23 protein-coding genes are annotated in these 20274 nt (G+C 39.1%); 11 read left to right on the top strand and 12 right to left on the bottom strand.

The genetic code is table 11. The annotated features are described in order from the left end of the window. Window positions 1-523 precede the first annotated feature (523 nt). On the bottom strand, window positions 524-1312 hold the full coding sequence (locus AC0VZ9_RS06860; protein WP_475397162.1) for an alpha/beta fold hydrolase: 789 nt from the start codon (window positions 1310-1312) through the stop codon (window positions 524-526). 539 nt (window positions 1313-1851) lie between these two features. On the opposite strand from AC0VZ9_RS06860, the gene AC0VZ9_RS06855 reads away from it, so the two are divergent. After that, window positions 1852-2151 (top strand): helix-turn-helix domain-containing protein, encoded by a 300-nt coding sequence (locus AC0VZ9_RS06855; RefSeq protein ID WP_159871984.1) that lies wholly within the window; start codon window positions 1852-1854, stop codon window positions 2149-2151. Then, window positions 2085-3017: an IS3 family transposase gene (locus AC0VZ9_RS06850; RefSeq protein ID WP_159871989.1), complete on the top strand. Its 933-nt coding sequence runs from the start codon at window positions 2085-2087 to the stop codon at window positions 3015-3017. The genes AC0VZ9_RS06855 and AC0VZ9_RS06850 overlap by 67 nt, the downstream gene beginning before the upstream one ends. Window positions 3018-3293: 276 nt before the next feature. Here AC0VZ9_RS06850 and AC0VZ9_RS06845 read toward each other — a convergent pair whose 3' ends face one another. From AC0VZ9_RS06845 to AC0VZ9_RS06820, 6 genes are all read right to left on the bottom strand, one after another. Then, window positions 3294-3611, bottom strand: coding sequence for a YbjQ family protein (locus AC0VZ9_RS06845; RefSeq protein WP_019381404.1), 318 nt, complete (start codon window positions 3609-3611; stop codon window positions 3294-3296). Continuing rightward, window positions 3592-3795 carry a hypothetical protein gene (locus AC0VZ9_RS06840; protein ID WP_019381403.1) on the bottom strand — a complete coding sequence of 68 codons (204 nt, stop codon included), beginning with the start codon at window positions 3793-3795 and terminating at the stop codon, window positions 3592-3594. Before AC0VZ9_RS06840 ends, AC0VZ9_RS06845 begins: the two co-directional genes overlap by 20 nt. 14 nt (window positions 3796-3809) lie before the next feature. After that, entirely contained in the window at window positions 3810-4010 is a 201-nt protein-coding gene (locus AC0VZ9_RS06835) for a hypothetical protein (RefSeq protein ID WP_009331473.1), read from the bottom strand. Beyond that, complete coding sequence (locus tag AC0VZ9_RS06830) at window positions 4007-4357, bottom strand: YxlC family protein (protein ID WP_475397161.1); 351 nt, start codon at window positions 4355-4357, stop codon at window positions 4007-4009. Before AC0VZ9_RS06830 ends, AC0VZ9_RS06835 begins: the two co-directional genes overlap by 4 nt. After that, a complete protein-coding gene (gene sigY, locus AC0VZ9_RS06825) occupies window positions 4311-4901 on the bottom strand; it encodes an RNA polymerase sigma factor SigY (RefSeq protein ID WP_009331475.1) in 591 nt (196 codons plus the stop codon). Before sigY ends, AC0VZ9_RS06830 begins: the two co-directional genes overlap by 47 nt. Window positions 4902-5025: 124 nt before the next feature. Continuing rightward, the gene (locus tag AC0VZ9_RS06820; protein WP_475397160.1) at window positions 5026-6312 is read right to left on the bottom strand and encodes an MFS transporter; all 1287 of its coding nucleotides are present in this window, start codon (window positions 6310-6312) and stop codon (window positions 5026-5028) included. Between the two features lie 269 nt (window positions 6313-6581). Between AC0VZ9_RS06820 and AC0VZ9_RS06815 the strand changes: the two genes are divergently transcribed. Beyond that, a complete protein-coding gene (locus AC0VZ9_RS06815; protein ID WP_009331477.1) occupies window positions 6582-6905 on the top strand; it encodes an HPr family phosphocarrier protein in 324 nt (107 codons plus the stop codon). A gap of 351 nt (window positions 6906-7256) precedes the next feature. Here the strand turns inward: AC0VZ9_RS06815 and AC0VZ9_RS06810 are convergent, their stop codons facing one another. After that, the gene (locus AC0VZ9_RS06810) at window positions 7257-7436 is read right to left on the bottom strand and encodes a hypothetical protein (RefSeq protein ID WP_019381400.1); all 180 of its coding nucleotides are present in this window, start codon (window positions 7434-7436) and stop codon (window positions 7257-7259) included. Then, complete coding sequence (locus AC0VZ9_RS06805; protein ID WP_475397159.1) at window positions 7433-9538, bottom strand: transglycosylase domain-containing protein; 2106 nt, start codon at window positions 9536-9538, stop codon at window positions 7433-7435. Before AC0VZ9_RS06805 ends, AC0VZ9_RS06810 begins: the two co-directional genes overlap by 4 nt. Window positions 9539-10037: 499 nt before the next feature. Here AC0VZ9_RS06805 and AC0VZ9_RS06800 point away from each other — a divergent pair, with 499 nt between their 5' ends. Continuing rightward, complete coding sequence (locus AC0VZ9_RS06800) at window positions 10038-10574, top strand: universal stress protein (protein WP_475397158.1); 537 nt, start codon at window positions 10038-10040, stop codon at window positions 10572-10574. Window positions 10575-10626: 52 nt separating this feature from the next. Here the strand turns inward: AC0VZ9_RS06800 and AC0VZ9_RS06795 are convergent, their stop codons facing one another. Continuing rightward, complete coding sequence (locus AC0VZ9_RS06795; RefSeq protein WP_009331481.1) at window positions 10627-11094, bottom strand: helix-turn-helix transcriptional regulator; 468 nt, start codon at window positions 11092-11094, stop codon at window positions 10627-10629. 270 nt (window positions 11095-11364) lie between these two features. Here AC0VZ9_RS06795 and AC0VZ9_RS06790 point away from each other — a divergent pair, with 270 nt between their 5' ends. From AC0VZ9_RS06790 to AC0VZ9_RS06770, 5 genes are all read left to right on the top strand, one after another. After that, complete coding sequence (locus AC0VZ9_RS06790; RefSeq protein WP_019381397.1) at window positions 11365-12504, top strand: histidine kinase N-terminal domain-containing protein; 1140 nt, start codon at window positions 11365-11367, stop codon at window positions 12502-12504. Window positions 12505-12635: 131 nt separating this feature from the next. Continuing rightward, entirely contained in the window at window positions 12636-13178 is a 543-nt protein-coding gene (locus AC0VZ9_RS06785; protein ID WP_019381396.1) for a GNAT family N-acetyltransferase, read from the top strand. Between the two features lie 244 nt (window positions 13179-13422). After that, window positions 13423-14715, top strand: a complete 1293-nt coding sequence (locus tag AC0VZ9_RS06780; RefSeq protein WP_009331484.1) for a hemolysin family protein — start codon at window positions 13423-13425, stop codon at window positions 14713-14715. Between the two features lie 352 nt (window positions 14716-15067). Then, on the top strand, window positions 15068-15469 hold the full coding sequence (locus AC0VZ9_RS06775) for a MerR family transcriptional regulator (RefSeq protein ID WP_082919370.1): 402 nt from the start codon (window positions 15068-15070) through the stop codon (window positions 15467-15469). Window positions 15470-15533: 64 nt separating this feature from the next. Continuing rightward, window positions 15534-16889 carry a hemolysin family protein gene (locus tag AC0VZ9_RS06770; RefSeq protein ID WP_009331486.1) on the top strand — a complete coding sequence of 452 codons (1356 nt, stop codon included), beginning with the start codon at window positions 15534-15536 and terminating at the stop codon, window positions 16887-16889. A gap of 47 nt (window positions 16890-16936) precedes the next feature. Here the strand turns inward: AC0VZ9_RS06770 and AC0VZ9_RS06765 are convergent, their stop codons facing one another. Together AC0VZ9_RS06765 and AC0VZ9_RS06760 are read right to left on the bottom strand one after the other, a co-directional pair. Continuing rightward, window positions 16937-18358: a sensor histidine kinase gene (locus AC0VZ9_RS06765; RefSeq protein WP_009331487.1), complete on the bottom strand. Its 1422-nt coding sequence runs from the start codon at window positions 18356-18358 to the stop codon at window positions 16937-16939. Further along, window positions 18348-19049 (bottom strand): response regulator transcription factor, encoded by a 702-nt coding sequence (locus tag AC0VZ9_RS06760; protein WP_009331488.1) that lies wholly within the window; start codon window positions 19047-19049, stop codon window positions 18348-18350. Before AC0VZ9_RS06760 ends, AC0VZ9_RS06765 begins: the two co-directional genes overlap by 11 nt. A gap of 183 nt (window positions 19050-19232) precedes the next feature. Here AC0VZ9_RS06760 and AC0VZ9_RS06755 point away from each other — a divergent pair, with 183 nt between their 5' ends. Both AC0VZ9_RS06755 and AC0VZ9_RS06750 read left to right on the top strand, forming a co-directional pair. Further along, complete coding sequence (locus tag AC0VZ9_RS06755; protein ID WP_009331489.1) at window positions 19233-19871, top strand: hypothetical protein; 639 nt, start codon at window positions 19233-19235, stop codon at window positions 19869-19871. Between the two features lie 82 nt (window positions 19872-19953). Beyond that, window positions 19954-20271 (top strand): ArsR/SmtB family transcription factor, encoded by a 318-nt coding sequence (locus AC0VZ9_RS06750; protein ID WP_009331490.1) that lies wholly within the window; start codon window positions 19954-19956, stop codon window positions 20269-20271. The last annotated feature ends 3 nt before the right edge of the window (window positions 20272-20274 follow it).

Below are 20274 nucleotides of genomic sequence, written 5' to 3'. Positions count from 1 at the left end.
TTTTTATATGCTTTAAAGGATAGGTTACAGATTTTCTTTTTTGAATTGTTTTTTGATGATGATGAATTAAGATCATTTTGTAACCCTCCTTTTCATTTTTTTCCATATTGGTAAGATTATCACCGCTCTCACCAAAAGTCAATCAGCCTTTTTCCTATTCTTGAAAATTTTCTGTCATTAACTCATTTAAAAAATTTAAAACCCCGAGAACTGTCTGGCTCCACAAGGAATGCTTCCACAGCTTAATCATCGCACGACTAAAAGCGCTAGCTTTTAGGAGGAGCGCATCCCCCCTCGAGGTCACAAGCTTGTCTTGTTGCGGCTCCTATGGACTCGGGGTCATAAGCCGTTTCCTTTCAGAAGGAAGTACGCCTTCTTACAGGAACCGTCTTATGCCTGTCGTCCATGGGCCTTGCCGGGGGGCTCGTCTTGTGCTTGAGGCCCATAGGATGTGGGTCATGCAGACGCAGGACGTAGCGTTCTTAGTCTGCATTCCTTTTGTGGACAAGGCGCTTCCGCTTTCTTATGATGCCAATCTTCTTTTCTGCCTCCTGATGAAATCGATGGTTATCTGGTTAAAGGCATCAGGTTTATCAATATTGCATACATGTCCTGCACCTGTAATGACTTTGACTGTAGCTGTTTTTGCTTTCTGGGCAATGCTTCTTACAGACTTAATAAACAAATGGTCTTCCTGCCCCATGATGAAAAGGGTAGGGATGTGGGATATGCTTGACTGGATTTTTCCAAGGTAAGGATTGACTGACTTTGTTAAGGACAGCCAGTTGATAAATTCCTTTTGGCACATTTTTGCTGCCTGTCTTACGAAGGCATGTCTTGATTCAAGATGATTTCTTTTTGGCATTATAATCCAGGCAAACAGCTGATAAAGAAGCATATACGGCAGCATATACTTAGTTAAATTGGCAATGGCTATCAAAAATCTTGTACGCCAGTTCAATTCTGTTATCGCTCCGCCCAAAATCATGGAAGCCACTCTTTCCGGATGATCCTTCGCAATTGTCTGAATCACTATTGTTCCCAGCGAGATGCCTACGAAGTGAGACTCGGGGATATGGAGATGATCAAGCACCTCAACTATTTCCAGAGATACTTCCGAAAAATGATCTCCTTCTTCCCATGTGCCTCTTCCAGATTGACCATGTCCCCGCAAATCTACCAGCAGAACATTGAAATGCTTTTTATACTCTCTCATTTGTTTATACCAAATTGCAGAGCTGCCCCCTGCACCATGAACAAAGGTAACCCATGGCAATGATTCATCTTTTACATACGTACGGTAATATAGCATATAAACTCCAATCTACATTCAAATGTCATTTTCATAGTGTTGTTTTTAAAGGCTATTTTCTTAGAGATTGTCTTTTTGCCTATGAACTAAGCCCATTGATTTCGACTGCGGGCAGTTGCTTTCCGCGGAGGAAAAGAGCTCCTCCCTCTTCTCCCGCAGGACATTGAATAAGCTTCCTCGAGTGAACACCGCACGAAGAAAATGCGATAGCATTTTCGAGGAGTCAAGTGCCCTCCATTCCAATCAACTCAGAAAATTAAACTAACTTATATAAACAAAAATAGCCTTATTAAAAGAAGTTTCACTCTATTGTAAAGGATTTCAATGTAAATTGCTTTTAAAATCATATAAAATTCACTAGTTTCTTTTTAAGTATTTTCTGCCAAATATTCACCTGCAAATCTTTCCCTATTTTTCACAAAAGAAAACCAGTCCTATCTATCAAAATAAAAAAAACCAGCTAAAGTGTAGACTGCACCCCTTATAGTAGATGTTGAAAAACCCACAGTTGGGCAACATTGACTTAAGGGGTGATTTTTATGGCCAAAAAAGGGCAAAGGTTACAAAGTTATTCTTTGGAGATTAAAGCGGAAGCGATCCAGTTAAAAGAAGAAGGTTTTTCAGCACAACAGGTAGCTGACAAACTAAATATCCCAAGCAGAAATACTGTAAAGACTTGGTGGAGGAAATATCAAAAAGAAGGACAAGCATTTTATTTAGATAATAGGGGTCGAAGGAAAGAGTATACAGATCAAGAGCGTTACATTCGGAAATTGGAAATGGAGAATTCTGTTTTAAAAAAGTTTCAGGAAATCTTGATGAGGGAGGGAAGAAATTAAAGTTTCAGGTAGTTGATCTCTTAAGAGAACAATTTAATGTAGCGGAACTTTGTAAATTTCTTGGGGTATCAGTAAGTGGATACTACAAATACAAAAAGTATATACGTTTTGATAGGGATGTTGAATTGAAGCAGCTGATTCTGCAATTATATGAGAAATCCAATAAGCAATGGGGTTATCGGCGTGTTCATATGGAACTTCAGGAAGAATACCGAATGCAAATCAATCATAAAAGAGTCTTTCGACTCTACAAGGAACTTGGAATTCAATCAATTATTCGGAAGAAACACAGATCTTCAAACTATAATCAGTATAAGCGCACTGAACCAGAAACGATTACAACAAATATCATCAATAGAGACTTTTCGGTTGACCAACCTAATAAAAAGTGGGTTACAGATATCACTTCCTTTTCAATCGGGGACGAAAAGTTACACTTATCTGCCATAATGGATTTGTACAATAATGAGATTATTGCATACGAAATGGCAAGGAATAATAGTGAAACGATGTTCGTAATAAAAACTGTATACCAAGCTGTTCAAAAAGAAAAGGATGTGCAAGGTGTCATCCTCCATAGCGACCGGGGAACACAATACACATCCAAACTTTATCAAGACACGCTCGAATCCTATGATATTCAACCAAGCATGTCCCGTCCAGGCAATCCATTCGATAATGCCTGTATTGAAAGCTTCTTTTCCCATTTAAAAACAGAAGCTTATCATCCCTATTCTGTACAAAATATTGAAGAATTAGAAGCAAAAATCCATCAATATATTCATCATTACAATCATATAAGGAGACAAAAGCGGTTAAATAAACAGTCGCCAGTAAATTATCGTCGCCAGAATCTTATAGCATAAGGAAATGGGTCCCTCAAAAGGAACTCACAAATTATTTAAAGTGCACTACTTGATATGGAGCAACGCATGATACCGTCATAGGGGAGCTAGTTGTGTTACAAACCTGCTTCCTAGAGCGAGAATCATGCGTGACGAGGCTCCATGTCAAGTAAATAAAAAGAATGAAATAACTAAAATAAAACCGAAAGGGAGCCATTTCCAAAAGGAAACAGCTCCGGTTTTTTAATATCTCCACTATATGGGGGCTTGACCAAGTGTCAGCTGGTTTTTCTCCTGTTATTCTTCAATTATAGCTGCGGTTCCGTATGCAATGATCTCTGCAGCATTTTGCATAACAGCTGATGTCTGCAGCCGCATTCCAATGATTGCGTTGGCCCCTTTAGCTTTTGCATCCTCAACCATTCTGCCTATTGCCTTCTGTCTTGCTTCATCCATCATTTCAGTATATTCACCAATTTCTCCGCCTACAATTGTTTTCAATCCTGCTAGAATATCTTTTCCAATATGTTTTGTCTGTACTGTACTCCCTCTTACAAAGCCTTTAATTTCTTTAATCTCTTTCCCAGGTACCGCATCAGTAGTCACGATAATCATTTTGCTCTTCCTCCTCTTTTTCTTTTTTTCTTTCTGCAATCAGTACAATAAATATCGCAAAAATCATTAAAGCATATAAGATATAAAACATAATCGCTGCCTTAATATTGATAAACAGCATGGCGATTCCAAGCAGCTGGCCTCCTGTGGCTGTAAGCAGCAGCATCTGTTTTAACTTTTTCATCCTTCATCCCTCAATTAGTCTTTTTTCTGCCAAATCTTTCTGACGAAAATCAAGTAAAACAGCGTAGGCATTGGCGCCTGAATTAAACCGATAATACCCCATAGCCAATAATTGTGGCCATGCTTTCTTGCATCCAGGAATAGGAAGGTACTCTGTGCAATTAAGATGATCCCCACAACAATCAGCAAAGGGAGGGAAATTTCTTCGCTGCTCATGTGCCATTCACCTGCTTAACAAAGCTGACTGTACTATAAGCCATAATAAAAACAGTGACAATTCCCTGCAGAATAAAAAATACAGCTGGAACCTGATACAGCATGAATAATAAAGAAGTTACAATGAGGAGTGCTGCAAAAGTGAAGATAGCTAAGTCCCTGATCAATTTCCTTTTCATCGACTGTTTTTGCTCTGCAACTAAGTTTTCAAAAAATTGCAGATCAGGTGTATATACCGGGACATTTTCTTCCAGCGATTCCAATCCGTCTTCTATCTTCTTTACAGCAGCCAGAAAATTCTCATCTTGATGATCGTGATCGAGCTGCAGTAATTTCCTGTTCGTCATGAAGCTTCAACTCCTCTCTTACAGACATGATCCCATTGTGCACTCTTGACTTGACGGTGCCTGAAGATATCTTCATCATTTCTCCTATTTCCTCATATGAGTAGCCATAATAATGTTTAAGTACGATAGGTATCCTTATCTCGTCTTTTAATTTTCCCAATGCCGATAAGGCATCATTCCATTCTTCATTTCGGCTTTCAAGGTGCCATTTCATGCGTCTGGATACTTCTTCCTCTGCTTTCCAGTTCCTCTCTCTTTTCGACTTTCGCTTCTGATCAATATACAAATTCGTCGCAATGGAAATCAGCCAGGAAGAAAATTTCGCCTTGCCATTGAACAGGCCGATTTTCTCAACACATTTGGCCATTGTTTCCTGGGCAAGCTCTTCAGCTGCATCGGGATTCATAGTGATTTTGATTAAGTATTTAACCAGAAAGGGATAGTTATTTTTAAAAAGCATGGCAAAAGCGAGCTGATCTCCTCGTTTGGCGCTTATTATAAGGTCTTTCTCCTCCATCAGCTTCTTTCCTCTCTTCTCTATCATCCCATTGTTACCTATTTATTTCACTCATAAGACGTTCAAGAGATGAAATCGTTCATATTTTATTTTAAAATTTTTTTCATACATAAAAAGCCCCTATAATAGGGACTTTTAGTCTTTTATTACATTATACTGCACCAGTCTGTTTCAAAGAATGTGCTTCACTGCTTTTTTCTGACTTTTTCGTCAATCCCGGAAGGATAAGGCTGTAAAAAACACCAACAAGTGCTAAACAGCCCCCTACCATCCAATAAAGCATTTCTACTTTGAGGAGTCCAGGAAAGCTGACAGCAATAAATCCGAGTGTTAAGGATTGGGAAAGCATCATCAGCGGGCTTATCCATCCCTGTACTCTACCCATCATCTTCGGATCAACAATGCTTGGCATCCAGCCGCCAATGGCAATGTTCACTAAAGGTAGGCCAAATGCTGCAGCAAATAATAAAGAAAGGAAAATGATCGTATTTTCAGCAAAAGAGGCAGCAATGATGAAACTTCCTGATAACAATAATCCGGCAATGATCAGCTGATAAAGTTTGAATTTTTGAGCAAGCAAAGAGGCAGCAAAGCTGCCAATCAGAATGCCAATCCCAAAGGTTATTCCAAGCAGGACTGAGTATTCCTCATAGGCGTGCGGCTCCAGCTTATATTTCAGCATAAAAATTGGCATTATGGAAAACCCGCCGTTTACCACTCCGAAAACGAAGAAACCAACAAGTAAAGCAGATAATAACCTGTGATTTAGAATATATTTCATTCCAAGATTAAAGTCCTTGAGGACAAGCGCTATATTTAAGTCTTTAAGCTTATGGCCGCCATTCGGCAGGCGGACTTCTTCGGGGATATGGCATGATCTTATTAATAATGCACTGATGATAAAGGAAAGAGCATCAGTCATAATTGCGCCGTATACTCCCACTGTCCAGTATACAAAAATGCCTAGACCATTTCCGAACAGCATGAAAAGACTCATCACAACCTGATTTAGGCCCGCAGCAGTGGTATAATCTTCACTTTTCAATATTCCTTGAATCATTGCATGCTCAGCGGGAAAAAAGAATTTCTGGATTGCACTCCTCAGGAACAATACTGCAAATACCAGCGGCATCCAGCCAATGAGAACAGTCAGCAAAAGTACAATTGATAATAATGAGCTGATCCAGTCACAATAATAAGCAATTTTCTGGCGATCCATCCTATCCGCAAACACTCCAACTAAAAAAAACACCGCCAGAGTCGGAACGGAGAACATCAATTCAGTTAATGTAGCATAAAAAGGCTGTTCCGAGAAACGGTCAAGCAAATAAAACATGAATGCTGTTAAACCAATTGTACTGCCCATCTGAGAAGTAAAGTTAGCGAAAAACAATTTCACATAATTGGCATTTTGAAAGATTTCTTTGAATTTTTTCATCCCTTTTACCTCAGTTTCCCGGTTTATATCTCCAGTTTAATTAGTGACAAACAATTGATTAAGCGGCTTTTGATGGTTTTTATCTCCTGCTGGAGACTGATAGTGCCTCACCCCTGATATCATTAGCGACTTAAAAAGGTAATTATTCACACTTTGAATCAGGGTGGTTTACGGTTCAGATTACATGGGTAAATCCCTAGTACAACCACATCATTAATATCATTAATCGATTAATATATAAAATACTTTTTGAAAAGGAGATTTTTAAAATGAAAGAAATAATTTCTACCAATGTTTTAGTCCAAAATAGGTTCACAATGAAGAAAATGCTTGAAATTTATCAAGTAGCAAAACAATTTGAAGGCACTACATACCTCTACAGCAAACACAAAGCTGTGGATGCCTCAAATCTGTCTAAATTAGTGTCTTTCCTATTAACAGTGAAGCCGCAAACGACCCTAAAAATCATTGTTGAAGGAAATGAAGTTCAGAAGCATCTGGAAGAAATCAAAGAAATGTGCAGCAACCATGTTTCAGTTCTTCGCATGTCAGAAAAACGCTTAATCAATTCAGCTGAAACATTTCAGCTATAAGTGACCATTTTATTGCATAGTGATTGGAGTGAAGATAGATGATACGTACAATTTTTATGGTAGTTGGAGCAATTGTGGTAATTGGCGCGATAATCAGCTGGTTATTCTAAATAATTTCTATTAAAAAAAGGCCATTCGGCCTTTTTTTAATTATAAGCTATGATAATTGGCTGAGAAAAACCAGATTCTTCATGGTGAAGCCATTTAAACTGACGGAATCCAGCTTCCAGCAGCAGCTTTTTTAGGCCTTCCTTTTATAGACTCTATACTGGGAATATTATATCTATTTTAGCTGAAGCTAAAGTCTGGGTCCCAATAATGGAAAACAAACCAATATAGAAGAGGATTTTTTTATGCCTTCTTCCGATAATATAATAGATTATCCAGCACCTCTCCCTGTCTGGCAATGGAACGATCCCAGTCCTCAAAAATCAAGTGACAGGCTTCTGCTAAATCAGCATAAAATTTTTCTGCCATGATAAAAAGAGTACAGTTTTTCACTGTACTCTTTAAATGTATATTGTTAATCATTCTTCTTTATCTTTATCTTTATCTTTATCTTTATCTTTTTCTTTCTTTTTATCTTTTTCCTTATCTTTTTCTTTCTCTTTACTCCATTTCTCTTTCCATTTTTCCTTTTCTTTTTCAATTTTTTCTTTTATCTTCTCTGTTTCTTTTCTTATGTTTTTCTCCCATGCTTTTCTTTGCTGCTCCCTTTGCCTCTGTTCCATCAGGCCAGCAATTTGAGGGACATTAAATGATTCTGCTTCCTGGTTCTTCAGGGCTTCTGTCATGATTTCCCGGAATATCGGAGCCGTGCCTTCACTGCTGGAGGTTGTAAGATAGTTTTTTGCATCTGTCATATCATGGCCAACCCATACAGCACCTACCAGCTGTGGTGTATAGCCGACAAACCATTGGTCTTTAACGCCATCTATGCCTTCAATGGTCATTTGTGTACTTCCTGTTTTCCCCGCAACTTCTCTGCCGGGTATTTGGGCAGCCTTACCTGTTCCATGCTGAACTACCCCAAGAAGCATGGTTGTCACTTTATCTGCAACATCCTTTGAAATGACTCTTGTGTTTTCACCTTTCCATTCTGCAACTGTCTCTCCATCTTTATCAACTATTTTTGTAATGGAATGGGCTTCCGGCCTTTCACCGCCATTTGCAAACACAGCATATGCCTGTGCCATGGTTAGGGGTGAAACACCTTCATTTGTACCCCCAAGGGCAAGTGCCAAATTTTGATTGATGGCATCTTCAGGTATGCCAAACCTCTTTGCGGCATCCACCCCTTTTTCCACACCAATCTCATCCAAAAGCCATACAGCAGGAACATTCAAAGAATCCTTGACCGCTTCATACATTGGCACATTTCCCCTGAACTGGCCATTATAATTATTTGGCTCATAATCTTCACCAAATGTCATTCGCTCATCTTTAAGTTCATCAGTAATTTCCCAACCCGCTTCCAGTGCAGCTGCGTATGGTACAATCGGCTTCATTGTCGATCCAGGCTGGCCTACTTTATGGACAGCGCGGTTATGTCCCAGAAGGGTGTGTTCACCTCTTCCCCCTGCAAGAGCACGGATTCCGCCATTCTGGGGATCCAGGAGTATGGCTCCGCTTTGCACTGGCTGCTCTCCCGTACCTTTAGGGAATAATTGATCATTTTTGTAGGTTTCTTCTACACTGCCTTGCATATCCTGATCAAGCTCTGTGTATATTTGATAACCGTTGCTAAGAAGATCGTCAAGTGAAATATTATAGTTATTAATAGCTTCTTCAAGAACAACATCTACATAGTAAGGGTACTTCCCTTTAAGGGGATCTCCCCCGCCGTCTTCAAAAACAAGCTTTTCATTCTTAGCTTTTTCCCATTCCTTTTCTGAAATAAAGCTGTGTTCCTTCATGCGATCAAGCACGAGATTTCTTCTTTCAATTGCTTTATCTTCATTTTGGTAAGGATTTATTGCAGAAGGGGCTTTAACCAGCCCTGCAAGCAGTGCTGCTTCGCTAATTGAGAGATCCTCAACATCCTTTGCATAGTATTTCATTGCTGCACGCTTTATCCCCCAGGCACCTTCTCCAAAATAAACCTGGTTTAAATACATCTGAAGAATTTCGTCTTTGCTGTATTCCTTTTCTATCTCAATCGCAAGGAAGAATTCTTCCAGCTTCCTTTTATATGTTTTCTCTGCAGATAATAAGGCGTTTTTAGTCAGCTGCTGAGTAAGCGTACTGCCACCCTCAACAATTCCGCCAGCCTTCAGGTTTGTAAAAAAGGCTCTGCCTATTCCTTTTAAATCGATTCCTCCATGTTCATAAAAACGGTGGTCTTCAATGGCAATAACCGCATTCTTCATATGATCAGGAATTTTATCGATTGTAATGCCTTCATTTTTGTTTGCAGAGATCTTGCTGGCTACTTCCTCATCAGCGTCATAAATGACTGTAGATTGTGCAAGTCCTGCTTCAAGTGCACTTATATCCGCGTCCTTGTATGAAAAATATACGAAGCTTAAGAAAGCCAGGACTAATGTGGATGCAAGCAATATGGACACCTGTGTCAGGTGCAGCTTTATCCAAGTTGACTGAAACTTTTTAATAAAAGAAGTTCTCTTTCTCATATTTCCTCCAATATCTCTTGCTGAATATCATTTTGCCCGTATAACGTCAGCCTTAAGGGTATACCGATATCAGCATACCTGCAAAAAATATGTTTTCATATAGTATTTTGTTCCCAGCTAAAAACTATAATTCTCCCAGACATATACATATACCCAAATAATCAAATTTTTTATCATCTTTTGTACATTTTATTTTTAGTCCGTCTGACCCGGAATTTATAATCCAGTTTAAATAGCGACAATCTCCCAAATCCGGCATCAATGAAAAAAAAAAAGCAATCGCAGGCCGAATGCTTTTTTGATAAAATGGAATATTTGCAGACGCATAGCATTCCATATGAGTTTGCCTCATTTTTATTAATAGTCTACGAAGCAATATCGTTTTTTATGGGGGTATGCACAAATTTTTCAGGAGCCATTTGATTTACAATGATTGACTTCTAGCAATAAAGGGTATATGACCAATAAGTTTTCTTACCTTAAGAAGGGGTGAACTATTATGTTCTTTGAAAAAATTGTAGTTGGCTATGATGATACAGATGGAAGCAGACAGGCTTTAAATATGGCGATCGAATTGGTTAAGCAGCATCCTGAAGCCCAGCTTCTGATTACACAAGTCTTTGAGGAGACAATTGAAAATGTTCCCATAAGCAATGAGAAAGCAATAGAGCCTGTAAGGACAAATGGCTATCTGCTGGAAGGAATTCAAATACCGCCCCTGCCGGTATATCATGATGAATCCTCTGCCACGACTCACGCAAGAGTGAAACATAGTGTTGACAAAACTTTTTTTAATGCAAGGGAAATTCTTGAGCCGTATAACATCAATGTAAAGTTCGATGTTATAGAAGGAAGTCCCGCTGACAGCATATCTGAATATGCCGCTGCCGAAAATGCCGATTTAATTATAGTGGGCAGCTCAGGCAAAGGCGGAATTAAAAAGATGTTCCTTGGGAGCACCAGCTCAAAAATTGCCAAAAATGCACCTTGCCCTGTGCTTATAGCTAAAGATAAGGAAAATCCGCAAATCCCTTAAAACAGGAAAGCAGCCCGGCGGCTGCTTTTTTATATTTAATAGAATACACCTATTATTGAAGGCCTTTATTTTCTGCAGCCAGCTCCTCAAACCGTTCTTTAGAAGATGCTTCATCGAAACTGCTGTAAATTCGAAAATGGTCCTGATCAATAATCCTGTAATGCTGGCTGATGATATTCTGCTGAAGGATCAAACCATTGCTTCTCTTCAATTCCCGCCACCAGAGCTTTCCGCCAAGAGTCTTTTCTTTCCTATAATCGATTCCCTCTCTTGCAATAGTTTCCAGAACTTCAAGGGGTTCGTTTCCAAACAGAAACCGGACTGTTTCCGTTTCCCTGAATAAGGCACAAACAGCCACCACAGTCGACCATCCTGCTTCTGCCCGCCCTTTCTCAATTTGAACCAGGGTCTTCTTTGAAACACCAATAATTTCCGCCATCTTATCTTGTGTATATCCTGCCTCTGTACGGATAAGACGGATCTTATCTGAAACTTTCAGTATAATTTCATCTCTAGTCAATGCAGCTTCATTCCCTTTTCGTTGTTGGTGTAAATTTACACCTGTTTCTATATTATAAAAGAAATAGTGACAATTTTACAAATAAAAAACTGCCTTGTTCTTTAAATATATCAATTATCACAAAAAAATGACTGTGCTTTTTGTCACAAGTATGGCCATATTCCATAGGGTAAAATTACTGATATTTTCCATTAAATTAACAGAGGATTTTGCTGTAATCTATCGAAATCTATGGGATAACTGTTTTAATGTGAAAAAGTGGAGGGTAAAATGACGATTGAAACAAATAAAGCTATATTGGAACTTCTGCTAACGGAAAAAGAAAACCTTTTAAGTGAATGGAATAAAAAAATACTCATTAATAAAGATGATCCTTTTAAAGATAAAATCAAAGATAATGGCACCGCCATGTTCCAATTGATTATTCAATTTCTGATAAAGGAAGGCGATGAACTTGAAGAATATATTCAAAAGCTTGCCTACTCTGTCGCTGAGCAGCGAGTGAAAGCAGAAATTAATATCGGAGACTTTGTTTATAATGTCAACTTGGGAAGAACAATTTTTCTAGAAATATTGAATCGTTCTGAAATACATTTTCATGAACTGCAGAGCCTGTACGAAAAAATCAGTTATTGCTTCGATAAATTCTTATATCACGCTGTATCCAGATATACGGATGCCAAAGATCAGATTATTAAGGAAAAGACACAATTTATCGATTCCACCCATAAAGATAGATTGACTCTGCTGGGCCAGATGACTTCCAGCTTTATTCATGAGTTCAGAAATCCGCTTACATCTGTACAGGGGTTTATCCAGCTGTTAAAATCCGAAAATCCTACCATGAAATACTTGGATATCATTTCAAATGAACTGGAGCAGCTGAATTTTAGAATTTCACAATTTTTGCTCCTCTCTAAAAAGGAACTGATCGGAAAAGAGAAAATCACTTTCTCTCTAAATGAATTAATAGATGAAGTCCTGATATTTCTCTATCCCAGTATCCTGGATGGAAAGGTTAAGATTCTTCAGGATATGAACGAAGATATATATTTGAAAGGCTATGCTGATGAAATCCGTCAAGTATTTATCAATATTATCTTCAATGCCATTGATGTGCTTACTCAGTACCGCAGCGACCCTGTCATTCATATTAAAAGCAAATGGACTCCAGAAGGACACATAAAGCTTGATATTGCCAACAATGGGCCGAGAATTCCAGAGCATCTCGTCAGTTCCATTTTCGAACCATTTGTTACAACCAAAACACTCGGAACAGGGCTCGGTTTATTTGTATGCAGAGAGATAATTGAAAAACATCAAGGGACTCTCACCTGTGATACAGAGTCGGATTGGACCGTTTTCAGCATAACCCTGCCAACTGAAAAACAGACAATAGTCAAAGGCTGACTCCCTATTGAGGAGCAGCTTTTTCATATTCCTGGCTTAAAAGCGTACATGATTTGAACCAAATATATATATTTTTATTTAATTTCAGATTATTATTAATATATTTACAGATTATTGGAGGAGATTATCCTATGTTTTCCTTAAAAGCAGATGAAGATATAGAATTGCAATTGTTCCAGCTTCATCATTCAGAAGAGCTTTTCAACCTGGTGGACAGAAACCGCAATCATTTAAGAGAATGGCTTCCATGGGTAGATAATATGGCTTCACCTGTACAGTATCACTCTATTATTCCAATATGGCTGAAACAGTTTGCCGATAACAACGGCTTTAATGCAGGAATCCGTTATCAGGGAAAACTTGCAGGCTCTATTGGTTTTCACCAGATCGACTGGAATAACAGACAAACCAGCATTGGGTATTACCTTGCAAAGGATTTTGAGGGAAGCGGAATTATGACACGAAGTGTGCAAGCCATGATTAATCATGCTTTCTTTGATTTAAGACTGAACAGAATCGAAATACGGTGCGGGATCAGAAATGGAAAAAGCCGCGCGATACCGGAGAGACTCGGCTTTCGTCAGGAAGGAATCATCCGGGATGGAGAGTACCTTTATAATCGATATCACGACCTTGCCGTATATGGACTTCTGGCAAGAGAATGGAATTATTGAAAAGAAAAGCCGATGGCTCCTGGAGCTAGACAGTTATCTACCTTCAGAATTTATACGTTTCACTTTCGAAAAAGCCTGCCTTCAGGCTTTTTTATTATTTACTGGTTACCTTCCTCCTAATTAAGGGTACTTTCTTATTAAAGAAATCCTTTATTCCAGGTTTATTTGTAAAATTCATGAATAAGGGAAAAGTACTTATAATAAAGGAGGTGCCGGCTCCTTACATATCGTGTAAGGATTTTATATGATCACCCTTAACCTATTTTTATTATTTCTCTTAATTGCATTAACTGCTTTTTTTGTTGCATCTGAATTTGCCATTGTTAAAGTCCGGACTTCACGTATTGACCAGCTTATTATGGAGGGAAATGCTAAAGCCCGTTCAGCAAAGCAAGTTATAAGCAGTCTGGATGAATACTTATCTGCCTGTCAGCTTGGGATTACGATTACAGCACTGGGCCTCGGCTGGCTTGGTGAACCGACTATTGAGAGGCTGCTCCATCCCCTATTTGAAAGCATTAACTTACAGGCTTCCATAACTCATATCCTCTCTTTTGTTATTGCTTTTTCTGTTGTGACATTTCTTCATGTGGTTATTGGAGAACTGGCGCCAAAAACCTTTGCCATACAAAAAGCAGAGGCAATAACGTTATCTTTTTCAAAACCATTAATAGTATTTTACAGGATTATGTATCCATTTATTTGGATTTTAAATGGTTCAGCAAGAATTATCACAGGGTTATTTGGACTGAAGCCTGTTTCAGAAAGTGAAATGGCCCATTCAGAGGAAGAGCTGCGGATTATCCTATCTGAAAGCTTAAAGAGCGGAGAAATCAATCCATCAGAATATCAGTATGTAGATCGAATTTTTGAGTTTGACAATAGAATTGCTAAAGAGATAATGGTTCCTCGAACCGAGATCGTTACCCTTCCGGAAGATTCATCATTGGCAGAAACCCTGGATCTCATATTGAATGAGCGATACACCAGATATCCTGTTACGGCGGGTGATAAAGATAATATTCTTGGGATTATTAATGTAAAGGAAATCTTAACTGACTGCGTTAGAAAAAAATGCGAAGGCAAACACCCTTTACGGCAATATATTAAACCTGTCATCAGAGTGATTGAGACCATTCCCATTCACGATTTGCTCCTGAGAATGCAGAAAGAGCGTTTCCATATGGCCATTCTCCTTGATGAATACGGCGGAACAGCTGGTGTGGTCACAGTTGAAGATATCCTCGAAGAAATTGTGGGTGAAATTCGGGACGAATTCGATGCAGACGAACTTCCGTTTGTTCAAAAGCCAGGAGAAAATCATTATATCCTGGATGCAAAGCTGCTGATTTCAGAAGCAAATGATCTTCTGGGAACATCATTATCTGATGATGATGTAGACACTATCGGAGGCTGGATAATGACGCAAAAGTATGATGCCGCTCAGGGAGACTTTATCGAAGAAGAAGGATTCAGATTTATTATTAAGGAAATGGAGGGGCATCATATTTCCTATATTGAAGTTGTGAAAATATGACCTTCATAGGGAATGACCGGGAGCGCTTTTTTGGCTCCTGGTTTTTAAATTGCCTTCCGGCTGCTTATGCTGAAATAGTATGCCTGTCAGAAGCTGCCTTACCTCCAGATTGCATAAGTCAAAATGGTGATCTTTTAGCACTCACAAAAAAATTAATTTTTCCGAATCTTTTTACTTCATATTTAATGCATAATTTCATAAAATAAATGTAACCCTTTTTTCCAAACTACTACGTTTGACTGTATGGTTTGTGCTAACGTATAATTGATTCTAACTATATCTCTTGATGGAAAGCACTTTCATGAGATATAAGTATTCAAAACAGAGGTGATATGATGGGGCTTACTATCGTATCGGCGAATTAGCCAATATTGCTAATGTTTCTAAAAGAACTATAGATTACTACACTAGCATTGGCCTAATAAAAGCGAAACGCTCAAAATCAAATTATCGCATATATTCAGAAGAAGTTTTGTCTGATCTAAGATTTATTGAGGAATGCAAACTGCTGCATCTTCCGCTTGAAGAGATTAAGAGAAAACTAGAAATGAAAACGAAAAGGGAGATTCAGACAGGGGAAGTTGAAAAGCATATTAACGCAGTCACATTGCAGATTAAACAGCTTCATCAGGAAATAGCTGTTCTCATGCCGCTTATTAATACACTGGATGATGAACAAAAACATGGCTTTTCCAAGAAGCTGACTACTGAAAGCACTGCATTGCTCCGTTCCCTTTCCGACTTAACCAGCTGATCCCATTTTTCACAAAATCAGGAGGTGACACCCTGCCCGTTTAGGCGGGATAAGGGGAACTTATTTGGACATATTAAACTTGGTTTTTATAGCCATTTTAATTGCTTTAACGGCTTTTTTCGTTACATCGGAATTTGCCATTGTTAAAATACGAAGTTCCAGGATTGATCAGCTAATTGAAGAAGGTAATAAAAATGCAATTGCTGCGAAGAAAGTCATTTCGAATTTGGATGAATACCTTTCGGCCTGCCAGCTGGGAATTACCATTACAGCCCTCGGCCTTGGCTGGCTGGGTGAACCGACAATTGAACACCTGCTGCGGCCAGTGATCAACAGTTTCGGATTGCCGTCTTCCATTTCGCATGTTATCTCATTCAGCATTGCTTTTGCTTTTATCACCTTCCTGCACGTAGTTGTGGGGGAATTGGCTCCAAAGACTCTGGCAATACAAAAGGCAGAAGCGGTTACATTGTTAACAACACGTCCTTTAATCTGGTTTTACCGGGTTATGTATCCAATTATTTGGGCGCTGAATGGTTCTGCCCGCCTATTGACCAGCATGTTTGGATTAAAGCCTGCTTCTGAACACGAATTGGCACATTCTGAAGAAGAACTTCGCATTATTTTATCAGAAAGCTATGAAAGCGGCGAAATCAACCAATCTGAGTTTAAGTATGTAAATAAAATCTTTGAGTTTGATAACCGTATCGCGAAAGAAATCATGGTTCCGCGTACAGAAATTGTTTCTTTATCAAAAGATGATACACTAGAAGACTTCCTGCAAATCGTTCAGGAAGAGAAATTTACACGCTATCCCATTATAGATGGGGATAAGGATCATATCATTGGCATGGTCAACATAAAAGAAGTCATGACAGATCTCATTATGAACAGGGAATTATCATCAAGCACCCTAGAATCATACATTCGTCCCATTATCAGGGTCATTGACAGCATACCTATCCATGAGCTGCTGCTAAAAATGCAGAAAGAACGGATTCACATGGCCATCTTAATGGATGAGTACGGCGGTACCTCAGGGTTAGTTACTGTTGAGGATATCATTGAAGAAATTGTGGGTGAAATCCGCGATGAATTCGACATGGATGAAGTGCCCATGGTCAGAAAGACGGAAGAAGGCCAATATATCATTGATTCAAAAGTTCTTGTCAGCGAAGTTAATGACTTGCTGGGAACCGGCATTAATGATGAAGATATCGATACCATCGGCGGCTGGATTTTGACAGAAAATTACGAAGCCAAACAAGGCGATATGATCGAATATGAAAATTACCGGTTTAAAATACTTGATATGGAAGAGCATCATATTAAGTATATTGAAGTAACAGCAGTACCAGAAACAGAAGAGCCGGCACCTGCAAAAGAAGTGCCTTTTACTGAAACCGAGGTATTGTCATAAATGGAATAAAGGAACAGCCTGTCAGAGGGCTGTTCCTTTTTTTTGCCTTATTGAGAAGATGCTGTTTTCCGTGGAAACCTAATCGTAAATTTAGTCCCTTTCTCTTTTTCACTGCTGACAGCAATCTCCCCGCTGTGCAGCTGAACAAGCTGTTTAACAATGGAAAGCCCAATGCCAAATTCACCAAAGGAATGGTTGGTCCTGGATAGATCCGCTTTATAAAAACGCAGCCAGATAGACTCGATTTCTTGAGGATCGATGCCTATACCCGTGTCCTCTATTTCGATCACTGTTTGATCAGGACCTTCATGTCCTCTTAAAAATATGGAGCCTTGATCGGTGAATTGAATGCTATTCTTTACAATATTAACCAAAATTTGAATTAGCCGGTCATAATCTGCATGTACTGAAACCCCTTCTTCTGCCTCAAGATATATCCTGTTTCCCTTTTCCCCTGCCTGAAATTCCAGCTGTTCCTTAACTATTTCAAATGCTTCCAGAAGATCAATATCCATTTTATTCAGCTGCAGCTGATTGGACCGGATCTTTTCATAATCCAGATTTTCGTTTACCAGACGAATAAGTCTCTTGGCCTCCCTGTCAATCAGGATCATCCCTTTTTCTTTTTCCGCTTCCGGAATAAGTCCTCCTTTAATGCCTTCAGCCAAACCGCTGATGGTGGTCAAAGGAGTCCGCAGCTCATGCGAGACATCAGCAATGAATTTCCTCCTTCTATTCTCCAGTCTTTTAATTTCTTCATTAGATTCCTTCAATCTGGCTGCCATATCGTTAAAGTCTTTAGCCAATTCACCGATTTCATCCATATAGGTGTATGGTACATTCACATCATAGTTCCCGGAAGAGATCATAGAGGCAGCATTCCTAAGATCCGTTATCCTCTTGATAAGATTTTTAGAGAGAACCAGGCTCAACAGGATGGTCGCAGAGAGTGAAATAAAAATGGTATATAATAAAAATCGATTTAATTGGCTGATAATCTCCATCGCTCCAGTTATAGGCGACAGAAGCAAAACTCCGCCAACCATATTGCCCCCCTGCATATAAGGCATGGCAACCAGAGTTACCTCCTGGCCGAAGCGTTCTATATCATGCTTTACAGTTACTTTATTTCCTTTCGAAATTTCAGCCCACTCAGATTTGGTGAGCTGAATCATCGGATCTGATTTAAGCTCCGGATACAAGACCCTCCCTTTATGATCAAAGAGTATGTATTTTATATTCCTTGCATCGAGCAGCTGGCTGTATTCTGTTAAAAATTGTTCATCACCCTCTATCCTGACTGTTAAATCAGTCAGGATCTGTTCGCCATAGGAATCAAGCTCTTCCACTTTATTCTCAAAAATATAACTCTCAACAAACTGGGAGAAAAGAAGGCTTAATAACAGGAATGCCAGAATGAGGATGCTGACATGACTTATCAACAGCTGATAAAAATATTTAACCTTCATTATCTGCTGCCGTTTCATCAAATTTATAGCCAACACCCCATACAGTATGGATAAAAGGCTGCTCTTCCGTGCCTATTTTTTTCCTGAGCCTTTTTATATGTACATCTACCGTTCTTTCATCTCCATAAAACTGATAACCCCATACACTATCAAGCAGCTGCTCTCTTGTAAAAACCTGTTTCGGATGTTTTACAAGATAATACAGCAAGTCAAATTCCTTCGGGGTTAAATTCTTGAGAAGCTGCCCATTATAATAGGCCTCTCTGGATTCTTTGCTGATTTTGAAGTATTCACTGGCAACATAGTGGGGTTCATCCGCTGATCCTGTTTCTGCCTGAAACCTGCGTGTCACCGCTTTGATCCTGGCCATTAGCGTCAGCGGACTGAATGGCTTGGTCACATAATCATCAGCACCCATTTCAAGGCCCAGAACCTGATCGGACTCGCTATCTTTAGCCGTCAGCATAATGATCGGGACCTTGCTCAATTCCCTTATTTTACGGCAGAGAGTCACTCCATCCATAATAGGAAGCATCCAATCGACAATAAGTAAGTCCCATCTTTCTTTATTAAAATGCTCAAACCCCTGCTGCCCATCGTGGACAAAGACACCATGGTACCCTTCTTTCATAAAGAACATTTCCAGCATTGAACAGACACTTTCATTATCTTCCACAACAAGTATTTTCATTTTCTCATCACCGTCCCCGAACAGTCTTCTTTTCTTAATGTAATCGAAATGAGTGTTTTTTTTCAATGAATATCTCTGTCCTTAACGTTTTCTTGAAAAAGATAGCCAAGTTTATTAATGCTTTCGCTATATCTTGGGAAATGCTATATACGAATTATAATTTTGAAAGGAGTGCAGTGCAGCATGAATAAAAAATTACAATTAGTATTGTCTTTTTGCATTTTACTAACGGGGGCCGCTTTATCCGTTAACGCCGAAACAGCACCAAAGGGACAATCACCGGCACAAGAGCAGAAACATGAACACCATCACCGAATGATTGATGAATCCTTAATGAAGTCCCTTCTGAAACAAGGATTCACCAAAAAGGAAATCTTCATAGCTGCCCACATTGCAAAATTTTCAAATAAACAGGTTGGGGACGTTTTGGCATTTTATAAAAAAAGTAACTCTTCCTGGGAAAAAACAGCACAACAGTATGGAGTGGATTTAGAGAAAATAAAAAAGCATCAGCATCACATGGATAAGTTCCTTGAAACCAATAAACAAGTTGTTCTGCAAAAGGTCTCCGAGTATTCCGGAAAGTCTCCTCAAGTACTGCAGGGGTATCTTGACAAAGGAATCCCTCTTCGTTATCTTATTTCAGGTGCAGCCATGGCAAAGGCGGCAAATAAGGATCTTGGCGAAATAATTCAAATGAAGGAACAAGGAAAATCAATGCCTGAAATAAAAAAGGAACTGAACCTGGAAAAAGAACAAATCCATACAGAAATGAAAAAACTGGTTGATGAAATTCACCAGGAAGTGAGAAAGAAAAAATAATATGTTAAAACCGCAAAGGGCACACCTCTGCGGTTTCGTTTTTTTTAGAACAGAATTATAATGGAAGGCAGAGGTGAACAAAATGACAGAAGAAAACGCGCCGTACCCAGCCGATCTGGATGAAGAAACCTTATTCATGGTTTCCCAGACATTCAAAGCATTATCAGATCCAACCAGGCTTAGAATTCTTCATTTATTATTTCACGGAGAGTATTCGGTAAATGAGATTGCCGAAAATTTATCACTGCTTCAGTCTACGGTTTCTCACCAGCTGCGCTTTTTGAAAAACCTGCGGCTGGTAAAATTCCGCCGTGAAGGAACCACTCTTTTCTACAGCCATGATGATGAACACGTCATTAGTTTATTGAACCAGGCAATCGAACATAGCCAGCATTCATGAACT

This window comes from Cytobacillus sp. QJM3NY_8, from assembly GCF_056173585.1.
This window is presented reverse-complemented; position numbering and strand designations above follow the sequence as displayed.

Bases quoted from the DNA above. Each gene is read 5' to 3' on its own strand.
- AC0VZ9_RS06860 (WP_475397162.1), bottom strand. From the start codon at position 1,312: ATGCTATATTACCGTACGTATGTAAAAGATGAATCATTGCCATGGGTT.
- AC0VZ9_RS06855 (WP_159871984.1), top strand. From the start codon at position 1,852: ATGGCCAAAAAAGGGCAAAGGTTACAAAGTTATTCTTTGGAGATTAAA.
- AC0VZ9_RS06845 (WP_019381404.1), bottom strand. From the start codon at position 3,611: ATGATTATCGTGACTACTGATGCGGTACCTGGGAAAGAGATTAAAGAA.
- AC0VZ9_RS06840 (WP_019381403.1), bottom strand. From the start codon at position 3,795: ATGAAAAAGTTAAAACAGATGCTGCTGCTTACAGCCACAGGAGGCCAG.
- AC0VZ9_RS06835 (WP_009331473.1), bottom strand. From the start codon at position 4,010: ATGAGCAGCGAAGAAATTTCCCTCCCTTTGCTGATTGTTGTGGGGATC.
- AC0VZ9_RS06830 (WP_475397161.1), bottom strand. From the start codon at position 4,357: ATGACGAACAGGAAATTACTGCAGCTCGATCACGATCATCAAGATGAG.
- sigY (WP_009331475.1), bottom strand. From the start codon at position 4,901: ATGATAGAGAAGAGAGGAAAGAAGCTGATGGAGGAGAAAGACCTTATA.
- AC0VZ9_RS06820 (WP_475397160.1), bottom strand. From the start codon at position 6,312: ATGAAAAAATTCAAAGAAATCTTTCAAAATGCCAATTATGTGAAATTG.
- AC0VZ9_RS06815 (WP_009331477.1), top strand. From the start codon at position 6,582: ATGAAAGAAATAATTTCTACCAATGTTTTAGTCCAAAATAGGTTCACA.
- AC0VZ9_RS06810 (WP_019381400.1), bottom strand. From the start codon at position 7,436: ATGATTAACAATATACATTTAAAGAGTACAGTGAAAAACTGTACTCTT.
- AC0VZ9_RS06805 (WP_475397159.1), bottom strand. From the start codon at position 9,538: ATGAGAAAGAGAACTTCTTTTATTAAAAAGTTTCAGTCAACTTGGATA.
- AC0VZ9_RS06800 (WP_475397158.1), top strand. From the start codon at position 10,038: ATGTTCTTTGAAAAAATTGTAGTTGGCTATGATGATACAGATGGAAGC.
- AC0VZ9_RS06790 (WP_019381397.1), top strand. From the start codon at position 11,365: ATGACGATTGAAACAAATAAAGCTATATTGGAACTTCTGCTAACGGAA.
- AC0VZ9_RS06785 (WP_019381396.1), top strand. From the start codon at position 12,636: ATGTTTTCCTTAAAAGCAGATGAAGATATAGAATTGCAATTGTTCCAG.
- AC0VZ9_RS06780 (WP_009331484.1), top strand. From the start codon at position 13,423: ATGATCACCCTTAACCTATTTTTATTATTTCTCTTAATTGCATTAACT.
- AC0VZ9_RS06765 (WP_009331487.1), bottom strand. From the start codon at position 18,358: ATGAAGGTTAAATATTTTTATCAGCTGTTGATAAGTCATGTCAGCATC.
- AC0VZ9_RS06760 (WP_009331488.1), bottom strand. From the start codon at position 19,049: ATGAAAATACTTGTTGTGGAAGATAATGAAAGTGTCTGTTCAATGCTG.
- AC0VZ9_RS06755 (WP_009331489.1), top strand. From the start codon at position 19,233: ATGAATAAAAAATTACAATTAGTATTGTCTTTTTGCATTTTACTAACG.
- AC0VZ9_RS06750 (WP_009331490.1), top strand. From the start codon at position 19,954: ATGACAGAAGAAAACGCGCCGTACCCAGCCGATCTGGATGAAGAAACC.